The organism is Paenibacillus sp. sgz302164 (genome assembly GCF_056120505.1).
Window position 1 is genome coordinate 463,912 of record NZ_JBVYOL010000003.1, and the last position, 18,408, is coordinate 482,319.

General features: G+C 36.4%; 16 protein-coding genes and 1 pseudogene. 10 read left to right on the forward strand and 7 right to left on the reverse strand.

The genetic code is table 11. The annotated features are described in order from the left end of the window. Positions 1 to 31 precede the first annotated feature (31 nt). From neuB to AC0LWT_RS07890, 7 genes and pseudogenes are all read right to left on the reverse strand, one after another. A complete protein-coding gene (gene neuB / locus AC0LWT_RS07860) occupies positions 32 to 1,036 on the reverse strand; it encodes an N-acetylneuraminate synthase (protein ID WP_474680670.1) in 1,005 nt (334 codons plus the stop codon). Then, on the reverse strand, positions 1,015 to 1,671 hold the full coding sequence (locus AC0LWT_RS07865) for an acetyltransferase (protein WP_474680671.1): 657 nt from the start codon (positions 1,669 to 1,671) through the stop codon (positions 1,015 to 1,017). Before AC0LWT_RS07865 ends, neuB begins: the two co-directional genes overlap by 22 nt. Continuing rightward, positions 1,671 to 2,720: a sugar phosphate nucleotidyltransferase gene (locus tag AC0LWT_RS07870; protein ID WP_474680672.1), complete on the reverse strand. Its 1,050-nt coding sequence runs from the start codon at positions 2,718 to 2,720 to the stop codon at positions 1,671 to 1,673. The genes AC0LWT_RS07865 and AC0LWT_RS07870 overlap by 1 nt, the downstream gene beginning before the upstream one ends. Positions 2,721 to 2,763: 43 nt before the next feature. Continuing rightward, complete coding sequence (locus AC0LWT_RS07875; protein ID WP_474680673.1) at positions 2,764 to 3,921, reverse strand: LegC family aminotransferase; 1,158 nt, start codon at positions 3,919 to 3,921, stop codon at positions 2,764 to 2,766. A 31-nt stretch (positions 3,922 to 3,952) separates the two neighbouring features. After that, positions 3,953 to 5,116, reverse strand: coding sequence for a UDP-N-acetylglucosamine 2-epimerase (gene neuC / locus AC0LWT_RS07880; RefSeq protein ID WP_474680674.1), 1,164 nt, complete (start codon positions 5,114 to 5,116; stop codon positions 3,953 to 3,955). A gap of 1,388 nt (positions 5,117 to 6,504) precedes the next feature. Next, entirely contained in the window at positions 6,505 to 6,852 is a 348-nt protein-coding gene (locus tag AC0LWT_RS07885) for an acyltransferase family protein (protein WP_474680675.1), read from the reverse strand. Between the two features lie 198 nt (positions 6,853 to 7,050). Continuing rightward, positions 7,051 to 8,378, reverse strand: a pseudogene (locus AC0LWT_RS07890) (ISNCY family transposase). Positions 8,379 to 8,537: 159 nt separating this feature from the next. Here AC0LWT_RS07890 and AC0LWT_RS07895 point away from each other — a divergent pair. From AC0LWT_RS07895 to AC0LWT_RS07940, 10 genes are all read left to right on the forward strand, one after another. Then, entirely contained in the window at positions 8,538 to 9,524 is a 987-nt protein-coding gene (locus AC0LWT_RS07895) for an SDR family NAD(P)-dependent oxidoreductase (RefSeq protein ID WP_474680676.1), read from the forward strand. Between the two features lie 19 nt (positions 9,525 to 9,543). Continuing rightward, the gene (rfbF, locus tag AC0LWT_RS07900; protein ID WP_474680677.1) at positions 9,544 to 10,317 is read left to right on the forward strand and encodes a glucose-1-phosphate cytidylyltransferase; all 774 of its coding nucleotides are present in this window, start codon (positions 9,544 to 9,546) and stop codon (positions 10,315 to 10,317) included. After that, a complete protein-coding gene (gene rfbG / locus AC0LWT_RS07905) occupies positions 10,311 to 11,387 on the forward strand; it encodes a CDP-glucose 4,6-dehydratase (RefSeq protein WP_474680709.1) in 1,077 nt (358 codons plus the stop codon). Before rfbF ends, rfbG begins: the two co-directional genes overlap by 7 nt. A 159-nt stretch (positions 11,388 to 11,546) precedes the next feature. Next, positions 11,547 to 12,506: a glycosyltransferase family 2 protein gene (locus AC0LWT_RS07910; protein ID WP_474680678.1), complete on the forward strand. Its 960-nt coding sequence runs from the start codon at positions 11,547 to 11,549 to the stop codon at positions 12,504 to 12,506. 73 nt (positions 12,507 to 12,579) lie between these two features. Next, complete coding sequence (locus AC0LWT_RS07915) at positions 12,580 to 12,966, forward strand: GtrA family protein (protein ID WP_474680710.1); 387 nt, start codon at positions 12,580 to 12,582, stop codon at positions 12,964 to 12,966. Positions 12,967 to 12,973: 7 nt separating this feature from the next. After that, the gene (locus AC0LWT_RS07920; protein WP_474680679.1) at positions 12,974 to 13,663 is read left to right on the forward strand and encodes an LbetaH domain-containing protein; all 690 of its coding nucleotides are present in this window, start codon (positions 12,974 to 12,976) and stop codon (positions 13,661 to 13,663) included. A 186-nt stretch (positions 13,664 to 13,849) separates the two neighbouring features. Next, a complete protein-coding gene (locus AC0LWT_RS07925) occupies positions 13,850 to 14,716 on the forward strand; it encodes an NAD-dependent epimerase/dehydratase family protein (RefSeq protein WP_474680680.1) in 867 nt (288 codons plus the stop codon). Then, positions 14,700 to 16,481: a thiamine pyrophosphate-binding protein gene (locus AC0LWT_RS07930; RefSeq protein ID WP_474680681.1), complete on the forward strand. Its 1,782-nt coding sequence runs from the start codon at positions 14,700 to 14,702 to the stop codon at positions 16,479 to 16,481. The genes AC0LWT_RS07925 and AC0LWT_RS07930 overlap by 17 nt, the downstream gene beginning before the upstream one ends. 27 nt (positions 16,482 to 16,508) lie before the next feature. Next, positions 16,509 to 17,486: a Gfo/Idh/MocA family protein gene (locus AC0LWT_RS07935; RefSeq protein ID WP_474680682.1), complete on the forward strand. Its 978-nt coding sequence runs from the start codon at positions 16,509 to 16,511 to the stop codon at positions 17,484 to 17,486. Further along, positions 17,486 to 18,406, forward strand: coding sequence for a Gfo/Idh/MocA family protein (locus tag AC0LWT_RS07940; protein WP_474680683.1), 921 nt, complete (start codon positions 17,486 to 17,488; stop codon positions 18,404 to 18,406). The genes AC0LWT_RS07935 and AC0LWT_RS07940 overlap by 1 nt, the downstream gene beginning before the upstream one ends. Positions 18,407 to 18,408: the final 2 nt, after the last annotated feature.

Below are 18,408 nucleotides of genomic sequence, written 5' to 3' on the forward strand. Positions count from 1 at the left end.
GTGCCTCCAAAAAAATTAGTGTTTTAATTGTTCAAATTTCTATAAGCTCATCTTCAGCAAAGTCTCTTTTTGCTGGCACGCCAAGAACATTAAACCATTCCATTGGGCTTAATCCGTTGCCTGGGCGTTTGGTTGTTAAATTTTCTTCACTTAATATTTCACCTTTAATTATTGGTCTTGCAGCAACAATGCTTTTTCTTGCGATTTCAATATTTTTGCGTTCTGAAGAGGAGATAGTTTTTTTCCCATCTCCCATTGCTCTTTCAATATTTCTGATAGACTTAACCATTTGCAATAATTCATCAGGCTCCAAACTTGCCAAATGATCAGGTCCTTCCATATTTTTATCTAGAGTAAAGTGTTTTTCAATCATGGATGCTCCCATTGCAACTGCAGCCAAAGGTACATCTATGCCAACTGTGTGGTCTGAATATCCAACCTCAGTATTAAAAATATTTTTTAATGTTAGCATGGCCTTTAAATTAACATCTTCAAGCGGTGTTGGATATTCCGTATTACAATGAAGTATGGTTATTGGCTGTGAATTAAATTTTTTAATAATGTGTAATGTCTTTTCAATATCCTCAATATTACACATACCTGTTGACATTATTATTGGGTGATTCAATTTTGCAATCTTAACAACGTATGGCAGATTTGTAATCTCTCCAGAAGGTATTTTCCACAGGTTTATATCTAAATCTCTAAGAACATCAATACTTTCCAAATCAAAAGGAGTTGATAAAAACATTATATTATGATCTTTGCAATATTCTTTGAGACAGGCAAAATCTGATGGGCTTAGTTCTAACTTTTCAAGCATATCAAGTTGACTATCTGATTCAGTTGACATATTTTTCACTTGATATTCCGCTTTTTTTGCAAATTTAGAAACTAATTTCTTCGAAACGAAGGTTTGAAACTTAATAGCATCTACCCCGGCTTCTGCTGCTTTTTCAATCATTTTTTTAGCTATTTCCATACTGCCATTGTGATTAATGCCAGCCTCAGCTATTATAAAGACCTGCTTTTCCATATTCCAACCTCCTTGCAAGGGTTTCCGTATGCTTTAACATTGTCCGGAATATTTTTTACAACGTTACTGGCTGCGCCTATTAAACAACCGTTGCCTATACTAGTATTCTGAATAACAGTGGAATTTATTCCAATATAACTAAACTCACCAATACTAACGCTTCCAGCTATGGCCACAGACGGTGATACGACTGAAAACTTGCCTATTGTAGAATCGTGATCAATAACAGCCCCTGTATTGATAATAGCCATTTCGTCTATGGTACAACCTATTGATACAACGGCTCCTTTTCCTACAAATGTTCCCTCTTTTATATTAGAAAAATTAGAAACTACTGCGCTTTTATCTATAATTACAGGGAAAGTGAAGCCTATTTCTTTAGCACGACTATATAGCTTTTCTCTTATGCTAAAGTTACCAACAGTGCCAACTGTTATAAAAGCGGTTCTAATACCGCTGTCATATAAGCTTTGCAAATCATCGTCAGTGTGGTTTATTTCATAGCCGTAAATATTAGTACCAACTTTAGAGATATGGTCTACTATAGAAAACACTTCAAAATCAGTGTTTTTGCTCAGAGTGTCAAGAACTGACCTGCAATGATCACCGCCACCAATTAATATAATTTTCTCCATTATTCAATCCCTAATGCTTTAAGCATTTCCTGCATTTCGCTAAACTGACCCATATCAAGCCAAGCATTTTCAGAAATAGGATAAACCCCCACATTTTTGCCTTGTTCAATATAGTTTGAGGCAATGTCTGGCAAATCTATAAACTCATTTTCTTTTAAGTCTTGTATAACTTCTGGTTCGATTATATAAAATCCTGTGTTGGTGAGATAAGAGTAAGATGGTTTTTCCAATAAGCTCTGAATTTTTCCAGCATTGTCCAAATTAATAACACCATAGGGTATTGTAAAGTTTTTGAAAGCACAAACAAAGGTTATTAAATTTTTCTGTTGCTTATGAAATTCATAGACACTGCCATAATCAGCATCAATCATTATATCGCAATTTGAAAGAAAAAAAGTTGTTTTAATTTTATTTTTTAAAAGGAAAAGGCCTCCGCCTGTTCCCAGAAAAGTGGTTTCATCAAAAAAATTTAAATTATAGTCCTTTTCAAGGTCACCAAAATAAGCCTTAATCATACTTCCCTTATAATTAAGTATAAACGAAAAAGAGTTGCAGCCATAACGCTTAAAATTATTGATTATTCGTTCTGAGATGGTGTATTCGCCGATAGGTATTAAAGGCTTAGGAAGAATTTGAGTATATGGATAAAGTCTAGTACCTTTACCACCAGCCATAATAACAACCGGAATGTCAGCTAAGGTTTTTTCTGTAGTAACACGATTTTTTTCATCATTCCAAAATAGAACATCTATAAACTTATTGTCTTTATCAGTAATTGGATAAGCTACCAGTTTTTCGGTTTTAGATACTTTGTTGGCTTCGTGTATATCCTTGAAAACCTTAGGATTTTTATTCATAACCAGTTCAATTGGAGCGTCCAAATCTCCATTACGCAATATATATTTACGCATATCCCCATCTGAAAAAATACCAAGCAAAGTTAGATTTGAATCGGTAATAAAAATAATTTTTTTACCTTTTTCATCTATTTTTTTTATAGCATCTCTAACAGTCGTGCCTGGTAATATTGTATATTGTTTAACTTCCATAATAAAGCCTCCTAAGATTTTTGCCAATTTAAAATAGGATTTCTTATAATTGTAGCTTGTGTATAAAGGTTGAGACTGTTTTTACATCATCTTTTGTAAGTCCCGAACTACAAGGAATATTAAGTATGCGTCTGCCAAAAAAAATGGCTTTTTCTAAATTATAAGTGATATTATTAACATAAGGTTTTTGCTCATGAATCAATCCCCAAACAGGTCTAGTCTGTATTTTGTTTTTATCAAGTTCTTTTAAAGCCATATCTCTTACATCACTGTTCTCAAAACAAACGCTATACATCCAATAGTTTGAACGAATCCCCTCACTCATAGGAATCATAGTAATATCAGGTATATCACCTAATAATTCTTTGTACAATTTATAGTTTTCTGTTTTGGTAGCTATAAATGATTCCAAACGCTCTAATTGTGCAACGCCCATAGCGGCTTGAACATTGGTCATGCGGTAGTTATATCCAACTGCATCATGTATAAAATATAACTCATCATTTTTTGCTTGAGTGGAAAGGTATTTGATTTTTTGAAGTATTTCTGCATTTTGACTAACAACCATTCCACCGCCACCGGTTGTTATAATTTTGTTTCCATTAAAGGAATATACGCCAAGATGACCCATGGTACCAGCCATGCGTCCTTTAAATGGACCCTCTGAATATTTAGTTCCCAATGCTTCTGTTGCGTCTTCAAGCACTTTAAAATGGAACTCTTCTGCTATTTTTAAAATTCCAGGCATATCAGCCATATTTCCAAAGACATGAACGACAACTATGGCTGGAATTCTACGCTCGGTATCTTTATGAAATAATGTGCCATCCTTAACATAGCAACATTCTTCACAGAAAGAACGCAATTTATTGGGATCAATGCAAAGTGAATCATCACAGTCCATAAAGACAGGGTCTGCCCCTATGTAGCGAATGGGATTTACTGCAGCAATAAAAGTCAGAGTTGGAACCATTATCAAATCACCCGTCACAACGCCTAAGGCAATTAATGATAAGTGAAGGCCAGCAGTGCCGCTTTGACAAGCCACAGCATTAGGCGTATTTACATAAGAAGTAATTCCCTGCTCAAATCGTTCAACATAAGAACCCACCGAAGATACCCAGCCGGTTGATACAGCGTCTAAAACATATTCTTGTTCCTTTTCTCCCATGTTGGGAACTGATAGAGGAATGAATGCCATGGTTGAATCTTCCTTTCCGAAATATATCCTGCTATGAATTGAACGAGCTGAAATCAAGACATTTATACCGCATTTCATCGTTAAATTCTAAGTTTTCTAAAACTTCTACGATTTTGCTGCTTGTTGTACCGTTGCCGTATAGTATTTGCATACTTTCCATTTTCGCTCTAAATTTTTTGTCCTGTAACGCTGTGTTTATTCCCTGAACTATTTGATCTGTGCTATAATCAACATCAATTATATTGGCATGTCTAAGCCTTCCTTTTTGCCTGTCCCCAATATTAACAACGGGAAGTTTGAAACAAGGTGCTTCTATAATACCGCTAGAAGAATTGCCAATCATTACACTTGCATATTTGCAAACGTCCATATATAGTCTACCCAAGCTTTGGAAGAAATAACAATTGTCATTTTTACTTACATAGTCTTTTATTAGTCCATTGACTATATTTCCACCAAAATCAGCATTAGCACCTGTAAATATAAATGTACCTTTAAACTGTCCCAGTGCGTCCAATAAATTATTAACTTGTTCTTCTACATTTGAATCCGTCAGAGTAACAGGATGATATGTTACCAAAAACAAAGGCTCTTCTATTTGCACATTCAATTCTTTTTCTAGCTGTTCCTTTGATATAAAATTATAGTTGCGTATATTTTCCATTACAGGTGCTCCAACGTTAAACACCCTAAAGGCTTGTTCGCCCATTTTAAGTATATTGTTTTTGTATTCTTCTGTTGTTGCAAAATGAACATGGGACATTTTTGTAATTGCATGACGTATTTGTTCGTCTATTGCTCCCTCTGTTGCTTCTCCACCATGCATATGAGCAATAGGTATATTCATGGACATAGCACAAGTGGCGAAAACCAAAGCTTCATATCTATCTCCTAGTATTAGAATCATATCCGGGTTAAGACTATCGAAACACATAGATAATTGTATCATTAGAAGCCCCATACTTTTGGATATTGAGCTTTTACTTTTTGAATCTATAAGCATATCTATTTCACAATCGATTTTGATATTATCATTTTTTATTACATCAATTGTATATCCGTGATTTGCGCTTAGGTGACTGCCAGTTACAATAAGTTGGAGTTGCAATTTATGACTTTTTTCAATTGATTTTATTGTGTGATAAAGCAATCCATATTCCGCACGAGTCCCAGTTAATACACATATCTTCTTCATATATATCAATGTGCTCCTTTTAAATTAAAGTAGCTGAATTATACATTTAAACAAAACATTAGTAAATGTGTAACTTGTGTTTATAATACGTCGAAATCATGAACCCATCTACTTCCATTTGAGGAAAATTGAACTGAATTTCGAACGCCAGTGATTCTAATCTAACAAGCACGTAATCCACACAGAAGAACTGTAAAAATCAGGGCAATTCCCAGTGTCTAATGAGCATGGCGATGTATTTGGTTGACCTTTAATGTTGTCCCGTTCAAAAATGGATGCCAGATTGCTCGGTAGCAGGTTCTCATACAAATCCTGTCAATTTGCTACCTTCCTTCATTGCATAATTGGGGACTACTGGTTAGCACCAATATGGAGATATAAAAAGAACTTCTGTTTAAGCTGTTCTTCTAAAATGCGATACGATAAAAGTATATCGTAATAGTATCCTAATTATGAAATGAAAAAGAACTGTACCGTTCTTTTTTATCAACTTAACTATCAATTTCACGTACATCACTTTTCTTTTTTGCTTTTATGTTGGCAAGCATTTTCCTTACAAATTTTCTTGATGGAACTTCAAAAACATTGTATGAATACACCGAAATGATCAGTATAGCAACAATAATGATTGTAGACCTCGAAGTAAGCAGTAGAACATTTTTCCTGTTCCTGACAATGGATAAGGTACGGCCGACTTCTGAATTATGATAATGTGAAGGATATATATATATAATAACTCGCATCACCTAATGTTACCAGCATAGGCTTCGATAGCAGTTTTGTCAGCCAGTTTTCATACCTCGCACAGCAGAATATTAGTATCGCCAAACTTGGTGTAAAACTTATGGCGGCAATAACACTTGCAACTTTCGGAAATGAAGAGAGGCTTCCAAACAGCAACAATGTAATATTTGCGAGTGCTATCAGAATCAGGATTTTCGAAACGTTGCGCTCCTGTTGCATTACTGGACCCTCCGACATTTTCATGTACAGATGCGCTAGGCTACACCCTATGACAAACTCAAATATTCTCGAATATGGCGATGTATAAAAAACCAATCTGCAAACATCACTCCATGATTTGCGTTCGGGTTTTCTATGATCCCCAGTATGTTTTTGCCAAACCCATTGATGAACTCCATGTTCAGCCTGCCCCATGCAAACAGTAGCGTTGTTGCTAAAAATGATGAAATTGCAACACTCCACCTTGACTACAGGGATGAAGATCTCATCAGCAAAAAACAAATCAGTGGATAGCATAGATAAAAGAAAACTCTGTACTGATCGACCAGGCAACATGGGTATTTTCAAAGGGAAATGCTATCGGATGGTTGCCTATAAACAAATAAAACCAGCTTTGTGTCATTGTCAGAAAGTAGGGGATTGCCTTATGGTTTTTTAGCTCGTTCCGCGGCATTCCTGTATAGTAGAAAATTTCCGGAAGCCAGATCATAGAAAAGAGCTAGAACAAAAAGAGGATAAATTCTTGCAATCCGTGCCCCCAAAAAGTTATATGTACCGCCCTCGGACGTAATGATCTTGCTGTTGTAATTGTAATGGATGATGAACCCACTCAGGATAAAAAACAGCGACATCCCGAGCAGTGCCAGCCCATGAAAGAAACTCATAAACGGTACGCTTTTGTCAATCTTGAATATTACGGGTTCTAAATAGTTAATTACAATAGCGAATGCGGCAAAAAAATACAAGCCAGTTAGCGAATCAAACTGTTTCATAAAATCCTCACATGTAAAATAATCCTACACACAAGAACTTTATCATATTATAGAGGATTACACAATGTTACTGGGAGTCGTTGTTACGGCGAAATCACGAACCCATCTACTTTCATTTGAAGTCAAATTGAATTTTTTAAAAAATCCGGTTATTCAAGCCATCACTGGCTTACATCCTGTCAATTATCTGAGAAAATGTCACCTTAACTTGTTCATGAAAATGTCTTTCTGCGCAGTCCAAGACCCCATTTTAGGGGATTGGACTGCTTTGGCTTTTATATTATTCTGAGAGTGTTCCGTGTTCCAAGCCCTCCAAGGAAGGCTTGCCGCGGGTTTGCGTGACTGCGCAGAACTCGCCTTTTTTATTTCCTTTATGCGTTGCACCTTTTCGGTTTCTTTAAGCTCAAAGGCTTGACCTTGATGCCAGAGAATGAGGTTACCTTCTAAGTTTCACGAACCTCTACAGTCGTTTTAGTGCTGAACGGAAAAGAAGCTGGCTTGGCTAACGTATAGAGCTTTCCGCCGTAAGAGAGCGTATTTCCTGTGCCTAACTTTCGGTGCTCGCGAATGGTAAAGATATAGCTTAGTTTGATGCTCGGATCCAGTTTCACATAGGCGGATTCAGCTTCTGTGGCCTTCACTGCAAACTGGCGGTTATGCTTCTGAATGAGCCGCGGAAGGGCTTGGTTTGTCTCTTCAATCGCGGTTACACCCAACAACCTCAATTCAATGACCAGACGATCCTGAAGGGTTACCCAGAGTCGTTCTACGCGGCCTTTCGCTTGAGGAGTTACGGTCTTGATGTGTTCAATGTGACGTTCAGCCATCGCTTTACCGAAGTTAGAGAGAGGCTTAGTTTCCCCGGCAAGCTCTTGCTCTAGCGATAATTTTTCGTTCGGTGAACGGAAGATGGTATGTCGGTCACTATATAAGCCTAAAGGAACCCCATACTTGATGATTCCTTGTTGCATACAAGCGAATAGCCTTCTCGACATTCTGTCTGACAGAAGATAGCCCCTACGACAGTGCCTGTGGCATCATCAATGGCTGCATGCAAAGCGAAGGCAGAAGCATGATCTTCAAGCCACGCATACGGCGTAGCATCGATCTGTCAGAGCATGCCTGCTTGAGGTTTACGTTTGCGCGGCTGATGAGCCTTGTTACGCCGCCGTTGCTTAGCTTGCTTCATGCCACGCTCCAATTGAATCCGCCGAACACTCGGACTGCTGAGTGTAATAGATTCATGTTCTTCGAATGGTTCGGCTAAATGACAACTATTACTGCAGTGATACTTGTTTGTGTACGATTGGGCCACACGTTCCTTTAGGTTATCCTCCAAAGCATGAACGGGCTTTCTGCCTCTGTTCTGATGAACAATTCCCGCCGCTCCCCTTCCAGGTACTTTTTCTTCAAGCGTATAACTTGGCGGGGAGTTATCCCCAACACCGCTGCCCCTCCACATTTGTCAATTGTCTATCTAAGATTTTTTCCACAACGAGTACTTTCTTCATCTCTGTGTTAGTCAATGTGATTATCTCCCGTCCCATAGTGACATTATCTCAGAACAGTTATAGGGTGACACTATCACAGAACAACGACATCAGAAGAGTGTATACATTGACTTTTACAGTGTCAAACTATTATAATTCCTTAGTAAAATGAAGCAAAATAGAAAGGTGAAATCTATGAATGCTAAAAATATATTAGTAACAGGTGCAGATGGGTTTATTGGCTCACATTTGGTAGAGTTGTTGGTTAAACACGGATATAATGTCAGAGCCCTTGCAATTTATAATTCCGCTAATGATTGGGGATGGCTTGAGGACGTTGATTGCAAAAAAGACATTGAAATTGTCAGCGGTGATGTAAGGGATTCTTTTCTCTGCGACAACATAACAAGAGGAATTGACACCGTATTCAATTTGGCGGCTTTGATCGCTATACCATATTCATATGTAGCACCTGCCAGCTACATAGATACTAATGTTAATGGGTGTTTGAACATTTGCCAAGCGGCATTGAAAAATAACGTAAGCAAGGTTATACAAATGTCCACTAGTGAGGTATACGGTACAGCAAAATATGTTCCCATAGACGAAACTCACCCCCTTCAACCACAATCTCCATATAGTGCTAGTAAAATTGGGGCGGATGCTTTGGCTATGAGCTATTACAATTCATTTGAACTGCCAGTTACAATTGCAAGACCATTTAATACCTACGGACCAAGACAATCTGCAAGAGCCTTTATCCCTACAATCATATCTCAATTATTGAATGGCACAAAGGAGATAAAGTTAGGAGATCCAACACCAACAAGAGATTTGAATTTTGTTTTGGATACTTGCAAGGGGCTAATCCTTCTCTCTGAAAACGACAAGTGTGTTGGACAAACTATAAATATAGGTTCAAATACAGAATATAGCGTAGGACAGGTTTTTGAAATTGTAAAAGAAATAATGAACATAGATGCATGTTATGTAGAAGATAAATCGAGAATCAGACCTACTGGCAGTGAAGTAATGAGATTGGTCTGCGACAATACTATGATTAAAGAACTGACAGGGTTTACCTCAGAATATAGCATAAGACAAGGATTAGAAGAAGTAATAAAATGGATGTCTCTTCCAAACAACCTTAAAAAGTATAAGCCAGATATTTATAACATTTAACAGATTAGAGGGGGCTGTCATGAAAACTGTTATTCTTGCCGGAGGATTTGGCACCAGAATAAGTGAGGAATCACATCTTAAACCAAAACCATTGATTGAAATTGGTGATTTGCCAATATTATGGCATATTATGAAGTACTACTCCCACTATGGATTCCATGAATTTGTCATTTGCTGCGGTTATAAAGCTTATGCAATCAAGGAATTTTTTGCGGACTATTATCTTCACAATTCGGATATTACCTTTGATTTTTCAAACGACAACAAAATGACTATTCATAACAATTTTGCAGAACCATGGAAGGTAACACTTATTGACACAGGGCTTAACACCATGACAGGCGGAAGAATAAAGAGAGTAAAAGAGTACGTAGGAAATGAGCCTTTTATGCTTACATATGGTGATGGGGTCAGTGATATAGATATCCCTGCTCTACTAAGTTTCCATAGATCACATGGAAAGATTGCGACCATATCTGCCATACAACCAGGAGGCAGATTTGGAGTTTTAAATATTGACAAAGATCATACAATTACAAGCTTTAAAGAGAAGTCCGTAGAAGACGGTGGTTGGGTTAATGGTGGCTTTATGGTCTTGCAACCCGAAGTTTTTGACTATATTGAGGGCGATGATACCATTTTTGAAAGACAACCACTTGAACAGATAGCAGAAAGCAATAACCTTGCAGCCTACAAACATAAGGGGTTTTGGCAATGCATGGATACACTAAGAGATAAAAACACACTGGAAGAGCTATGGCGAGAAGACAACGCACCTTGGAAAGTATGGTGACAATGATGGATTTATCATTTTATAAAGATAGAACTGTTTTAATAACAGGCCACACAGGTTTTAAGGGTTCGTGGCTTTGCAAAGTGTTATCAGATGTTGGTGCCAAGGTTATAGGTTATGGACTTGAGCCAATTACAAACCCAAGTTTATATCATGCATGTAAAATCGACACCATTGTTAAATCGTATATTGAGGATATAAGAAATCTTAAGAAACTTATGGAGGTTTTTGAAAAAGAACAGCCAGAGATTGTTATTCACATGGCGGCACAGCCTCTAGTTAGAGAGAGCTATAAAGACCCTGTCTATACTTATGAAACAAATATTATGGGTACAGTAAATGTATTGGATTGCATTCGCCTTACAAACAGTGTCAAGTCAGTTTTAAATGTAACCACCGATAAAGTATATTATAATAACGAGTGGGAATGGGGCTATCGTGAACACGACAGTCTAGATGGGTTTGAGCCTTATGCCAACAGCAAATCTTGCTCAGAATTAGTTACTAATAGCTATAAACGTTCTTTCTTTCGCGAGAGAAAATTGCCCGTATCTACGGCTAGAGCTGGCAATGTTATCGGTGGGGGGGACTTTTCGGTTGATAGAATCATTCCTGACTGTGTAAGATCTGCACAAGACAAAAAGGACATTTTTGTTAGAAATCCTAATTCAGTCCGCCCATATGAACACGTTTTAGAGCCATTGAGCGTCTATCTTGAAATTATAAAAAAGCAGTATGAAAATTTTGATTTTCAAGGTTCTTATAATGTGGGACCAAACGATAGCGACTGTATTACCACAGGCAGACTTGCAGACCTTTTCTGTAAAAACTGGGGAGATGGAATAACATGGCATACAGGTCAAAATGAAGGTCCACATGAATCAAATTTCTTGAAACTTGATTGTTCAAAGATAAAAAGGGCTCTAAATTGGGAACCACGTTGGGATATAGAAAAAGCGGTTGAAAAGACCGTAGAATGGTCAAAAGTATTTGTTGCAAACGGTGATGTTATAAAATGTATGGAAGAGCAGATATCGGAATTTTGGAATCCTCTGAGGGGAAATGGATAATCATTTGAAAATATATGACAACATACAGACAAGAACTTCTTTTTAGAATCAGGTACGTCTCACACCCAAAAATTTAAACACATTTACTAAGATGCCTTATTAGGGAAGATGTCCGATTTAATTTCTGCTTGCAGTATTTGTAGAAGATAGGAGTAAGAAATGACTAGAATCAGCATAATTGTCCCCTGCTATAACGAAGAGGGTAACGTGTACAACATGTATATGGCTATTAAAAAAACCATGCAGGAGTTACCCGATTATTCCTATGAGAACATTTTTATAGACAACTGTTCAAAAGATAATACCCGCGAAATATTAAAAAACATTGCAAAAGAAGATAAGAATGTTAAAGTTATATTTAACACTAGGAATTTCGGACCTGGTCGTTCTGGAAGCCATGCTTTCTTTGCTGGAACAGGCAGCTGCAATATATGTCTTGCCTGTGATTTTCAGGACCCGCCAGAATTGATACCTGAGTTCCTAAAGCTCTGGAAACAAGGCTATAAAGTTGTTTGGGGAAAAAAGCATAAAAGTGAGGAAAGTAAATTAAAATTTGCTTTCAGGTCTCTGTATTATAAGTTAATTAAAAGCTTTTCAGACGCTCCTCAATATGACCACGTCACCGGATTTGGTTTATACGATAAAGAAGTAGTCGATTTAATGAGAAGTGCAGAAGAACCTTCTCCAAATTTCAGAAACCTGATTGCTGACTTTGGATATGAAATTGGATTTTTTGAATATGTTCAACCTCTGCGCAAAGCAGGAAAATCCAGCTATAATTTAATTAGATATTTTGATACTGCCATAACTTCGTTTGTCAATACATCAAAAGCACCTCTAAGATTCGCTGTAACCATGGGTTTCTTGACTTCTGGCTTATGTTTTTTAGTGGGACTATTTTATTTTATACTAAAAATTATTTTCTGGAACAGTTTTGATATTGGAACAGCCCCTATCGTCATCGGGCTCTTCTTTTTAGGCTCTATTCAACTGCTTTTTGTTGGCATTATTGGAGAATATATTTATGAAATTCTACAAAGAGTAACCAAAAGACCTTTAGTAGTTGAAAAAGAACGAATTAATTTTGATACGGTGGCCGAAGATGGAAGAAACGAGTAACGAACAACTAACGGATTATATTATTAAGTATTTTCCATTTACTAAGCATATTTTCACAAAATTCCCTTGGATAATGCAGTTTTTAAATTTCTCTATTGTTGGCCTTATCAATATGATACTGTCATATTTAATATACGCTTTTTTAATTTATCTTAATGTTCATCATCAGGTAGCAAATTTAACCTCTTTTGGGCTAAGTGTATTAAATGGATACCTGCTGAACTGTTTTTGGGTTTTTAAAAACCAGGCAAAGTCAAAAGCTCCTGGACGAGCTATAAAATATGTTAGTGTATATACTTTAAATTTGTTTTTAGGTATAGTTCTTTTATATCTATATATTGATATACTACATTTGAATAAGTATATTGCACCATTTATATCTTTGCCATTCACAATCCCTTTGAACTATTGTCTGAATAAACTGTGGGTGTTTAAGAAACGTAAAATGAAGGAGGGATAATGGCTACATGATTACGTCACTTACAAAAGCGGAACTTAAAAATTATATATCTTCTCAACTTAATCTTTATTTTCCTGACAAATATAAGTTTGAAGGTCAAGATGTAGACTCGGCAATTGATCTTGCACTTGAACGTACAGAGTATTGTTTTAAACATATTACTTTAAGAGGCTTTTCCCAAGATGGACAAGCTTATTTTTCACATCTTCATTCTGATCAATATAGTCAGTTTTTGTTTTTTTTATCCAATAGTTTATGGAAAATATCTGAAAATAGGCCTTTGTGTGATAAATTAATCTTTTTAAATAAAACTTTAAACGGATTGTTTTACTCGTACAAATCAGGACTGCCAGATATTTTTTTGTTTGGACATCCTGTGGGTACCATTATCGGTAATGCGTCATATTCAAATTTTTTAGTAATTTTCCAGAATGTAACAATTAATACAGATGAAGATGGAAATGGAAACCCAGCACCTTGTTTGGGTAAAGGTTTATTTTTGGGAGCTGGAGCTAAAATAATCGGGAACAAACCTATTGGGGCTAGAGTTTCAATTGGAGTTGATGCTTTAGTACACAATACGGCAATAGAATCAGATAGTGTTGTCATTAGGGATAGCACAGGAAATGTTAGAATTTCAAAACGCAAAAAAGACCAATGTATGGCACAGAGATATTTTTCAGTTGAAATCAAATAGATTATATAAGAGTTTCATGCATACGTCCCTTAAATAGTGAATTTGACGGAAGTCAAGATTATGACCTTGTTTTATATACCACTAAACACGCAAAGCTAATTCTGCACATGGAAAAGATGATGATATAGATTTGTTCGCAATCATGCTTTATGATAGACTAAGTCAATAATAAAATTCGAGGTTTTCATGAAAAAAATACTTATCACTGGCAGAACTGGTTTCATTGGTAGAAATATTTATCCCATATTAACTGAAAAATTTGATGTTTGGACCCCTTCTAGGCAGGAACTAAACCTATTAGACTCAAATTCAGTTTATGAATATTTAAAAAGTGGCAAGTTTGATGTCATTCTTCATCTGGCAAACCCTAACCCAGTAAAAAATTCAGAAAATGATGCAGAGTCTAATATGCTAAAAGATAGCTTAACCGGATTTTTAAATTTATCAAGATGCCAAGATCTTTATGGGAAAATGATTTACTCTGGCTCAGGTGCCGAATTTGATAAAACTCTGGATATTTCGTCTATAAAGGAAACTGAGTTTGGCAGAAGTATTCCAAAAGATATATACGGTTTTGGTAAGTATATAATGAATGAGATAGCATTAAAGTCCCAGAACATAGTTAATATGCGAATTTTTGCTTGCTACGGCCCCACAGATCATTACTCCAAGTTTATAACTCATTGCATAAACTGTTGTGATAATAATGAGCCTATAACGATTAGACAAGACTGCTATTTCGATTATATGCACGTTTTCGACGTTGCAAAAATTGCAGAGTTTCTAATTGAATCACCACTTAAATATCATGATTATAACTCTTGCTCAGGTACACGCTATACTCTCTTTCAAATAGCGGAGGAAGTGCGCAGGCAAACAAACAGCTCACTTGAAATTACTCTTTTGAGCGATGGATTTAACAAGGAGTACACAGGCTCAAATGATAGGTTGAAGACTGAGTACGGAAAAGATCTAGATCTAATTTCTTTAGTAAAAGGAATACAAATGCAAATAGAATGGCAAAGGAGTCATAGAAATGAGAAGAGTCGCTGATATAATAATGGATATACTTGTTGAAAATGGTATAACAGATAGCTTTGCAGTTGTAGGTGGTGGTGCAATGCATTTAAATAATGCCTTAGCACTTAACGACAAAATAAACAAGTACTTTAATCACCATGAGCAAGCTTGCTCCATGGCTGCAGATGCATATGCAAGAATCAGCGGTAAAATGCCTTTGGTTTGCGTGACAAGCGGCCCTGGCGGAACAAACGCCATTACCGGAGTACTGGGTGCATGGCAAGACAGCCTTCCTATGCTTGTAATCTCAGGTCAAGTTCGATATGCAACAACAGTAGAAGCCATCGGTCTTAATAATCTTCGTTATAGAGGTATTCAGGAATTTGACATAATTAACTCAGTTAAAAACATGACCAAGTATACTGTGATGATTAAAGACCCCCTTGCTGTTAAGCGTGAGGTGCAAAAAGCAATCAATATTGCAATGAGCGGTAGACGCGGCCCTGTATGGGTAGACATTCCGCTTGATGTACAAAGTGCAAAAGTAAATGAAGACGAGCTTTATCCTGTAGAGGATAATAATTACATAGAACTTCCATATGCAAGTAAGGACGTTTTAGACAAAATGTGGAGTCTAATCAAAGATGCAAAAAGACCTTGTTTGTTGCCAGGCAATGGTGTTGTAAACAGTGGAAACACCGCGCAGTTTCGCGAGTTTGCAAAAAAGACAGGAATTCCAGTTATTGCATCATGTATTGCCGCAGATGTAATGTTTTATGATGACCCCTTGTTTTTTGGAATGTCAGGTTCTATAGGCCCAAGGCCTGGTAATTTTATACTTCAAAATGCAGATGTTATCGTATCTTTGGGTTCTCCTCTTGGTTACAAGGTAACAGGATTTGCACCAGAATATTTTGCGCCTAGTGCCAAGATTATTATGATTGACATCGAAGAAGATGAAATGAAAAAGCTTAGTTTTAATATAGAACATTTTGTTCATACAGATTTATCACTGTTCTTCCAAGAAGTACTACCAACCACAGAACATATTTCTGTTTCAAAAGAATGGCTGGATTATTGTAAAATGTTAAAAAACAGATTTTCTCCCTTTGAACCAGCTAAGTCAGTTTCTGATGAAGAAAGAGTTACTTCATACAAATTTTGGGAAGTATATGCAGAATACGAACCTGAAGACAGTATATCTATTTTGGGAGCTAATACGGCCAATTCTGCAAAACTTCAAATCGGCGTAAAAAAAGAGAAACAGCGTATAGTTGCTAGCAATAATTGCGGCTCAATGGGTGCGGACTTGCCAGAAACAATTGGCGCTGCTGTTGCATCAGGTCATACGGTAATCTGTCTAACTGGAGACGGCAATATCATGATGAATCTACAAGAGCTACAAACTATTGCACATTATGATCTGCCAGCTAAAATAGTTGTTTTTAATAATGAAGGGTACGGCGCCATTAGACAAACCTCAAAGAATTTCTTTAATGGAGTATACATTGGTTGCACTGAGGATTCTGGACTAAGTTTTCCTCCATTTGAAAAAGTGGCTGAAACTTTTTCATTTCCATATAAAAAATGTGAAACCAACGGTCAAATAGCCGAGTCTTTGAAATGGTTATTTGAACAAAAGGGCCGCGCTTTCTTGGAGGTTCTTCAAAAATTTGATGATCCGGTTTCTCCAAAGGTCATGTCTCGTATGAATGAAGATGGCACATTTTCAACACCAGCATTGCATGATATGTGGCCATTTTTAGATAAAGAAGAATTAGATAGTCTTATGTTTTAACTTTTATTTTTGAAAGAGTGATGAATCATGAAAGTTTTGGTTATTGGATTAGGTTCAATGGGAAAAAGACGAACTAGATTGTTAATGAAAGCATTTACTGACATAGAAGTATATGGTGTTGATTTTTCAGAAAAAAGACGTGAAGAAGCTCTTAGCATTGGAATTTTAAAATCATACCCATCAGTTGATGAGGCTTTTTTAGATGTAAGGCTTGATGCTTGCTTTGTTTGTACTTCTCCAACTTCACACCATAAAATAATCAGCACATGTCTTGATTTGGGTCTACACGTCTTTACAGAGCTGAATCTCATAAGTGACCAATACGAGGAATTAGTCAAAAAGGCTAGCGAGCGCAATCTCACCTTGTTTTTATCATCAACATTGCTATACAGAAAAGACCTTGAATATGTAATAAATGCAACAAAAAATAAAAAGGTAAATTATATTTATCATTCGGGGCAGTACCTTCCCGATTGGCATCCATGGGAAAATTATAAGGATTTCTTCGTAAACGATATAAGAAGCAATGCTTGCCGGGAAATTTTTGCAATCGACCTTCCATGGATACTGAGTGCCATGGGACAGGTTGAGAATTTTACAGTTTCCAAAGGGAAAATCAGTGAACTTGAAGTTAATTATAATGATTACTATTTTGTTACCTTTGAGCACACATCTGGTTCAACTGGTTCTGTATGTGTTGATGTTGTATCACGTAAGCCTACTCGTAGACTCGTCGTTTTTTCCGAGGATTTATATATAGTTTGGGAAGGAACACCAAACTCCCTACAAATTCTGAATCTAGATACAAAGCAATTTGAACAAATTCAAACTTATGAAGAAATTCAAAAAGACCAGAGATACAGCAATAACATAATAGAAAATGCCTATACGGATGAAATTTTAACATTCTTTGGTGTTATCGAAGGCAAAGATGTTGCTAGATATAGTTTTATTGATGACTTATACACTTTAAAATTAATCGATCACATTGAGGGGAATCAGTAATGAAGGTTTGCTTTGTTGGGACAGGCTCTATAGGTAAAAGACATATAGACAATCTGACCACTGTATGTGCCAATAGAGGTATTCCGTTAAATATAACAGCATTGCGCCATTCAAAAGGTAGACCTATTGATAATAATATCAATATAGCTTATAGCATAGACGAATTAACTCCCCCCTATGATATTATATTTATAGCAAACCCAACCAGTCTACACTTTCAAACAATAGCAGAGCTTAGCGCCTTTTCTAAATGTTTCTTTATTGAGAAGCCGCTATTTGAAAGCAGCAGCAAAGCTTTAGAAGAACTAAATTTATCAACTGACAGCATCTATTATATAGCTTGTCCCCTTAGGTATACTAAAATTTTTGGGGCGGTAAAAGACTTTGTCTCAAAAAACACTGTATATTCTGCACGTAGCATTTGTTCGTCTTATCTACCTAATTGGCGTCCGGATGCTGATTACAGACAAGTTTACAGCGCTTTTAAAAAGCAAGGTGGCGGTGTTTGCATTGATATAATACATGAATGGGACTACCTAGTTGATTTGTTTGGCTTTCCACTAAAAGTTTTTAACGTATTCGGTAACTACTCTAATCTTGAAATAGACAGTGAAGACCTAGCCGTTTATATTGGCAAATATAAAGACAAGATTATCGAACTTCATTTGGATTATTTTGGAAAAGAAACCCAACGTTATGTAGAAATTTTTTCAGAGAGAGCCACTGTTAAGTTTGATTTTGCAAAGGGTAACATCATAGAGAATAACAATATTATTGCTAAATATGAAGAATTACCAAATGATAAATATATCAATGAGATGAATTATTTTATTGATATATATCTAGGCAAAAAAACCAATAACAATCCAATAGCTCATGCATTGGCTGTTCTAAAAATAGCCGAAACACCCGAACTTTAAAA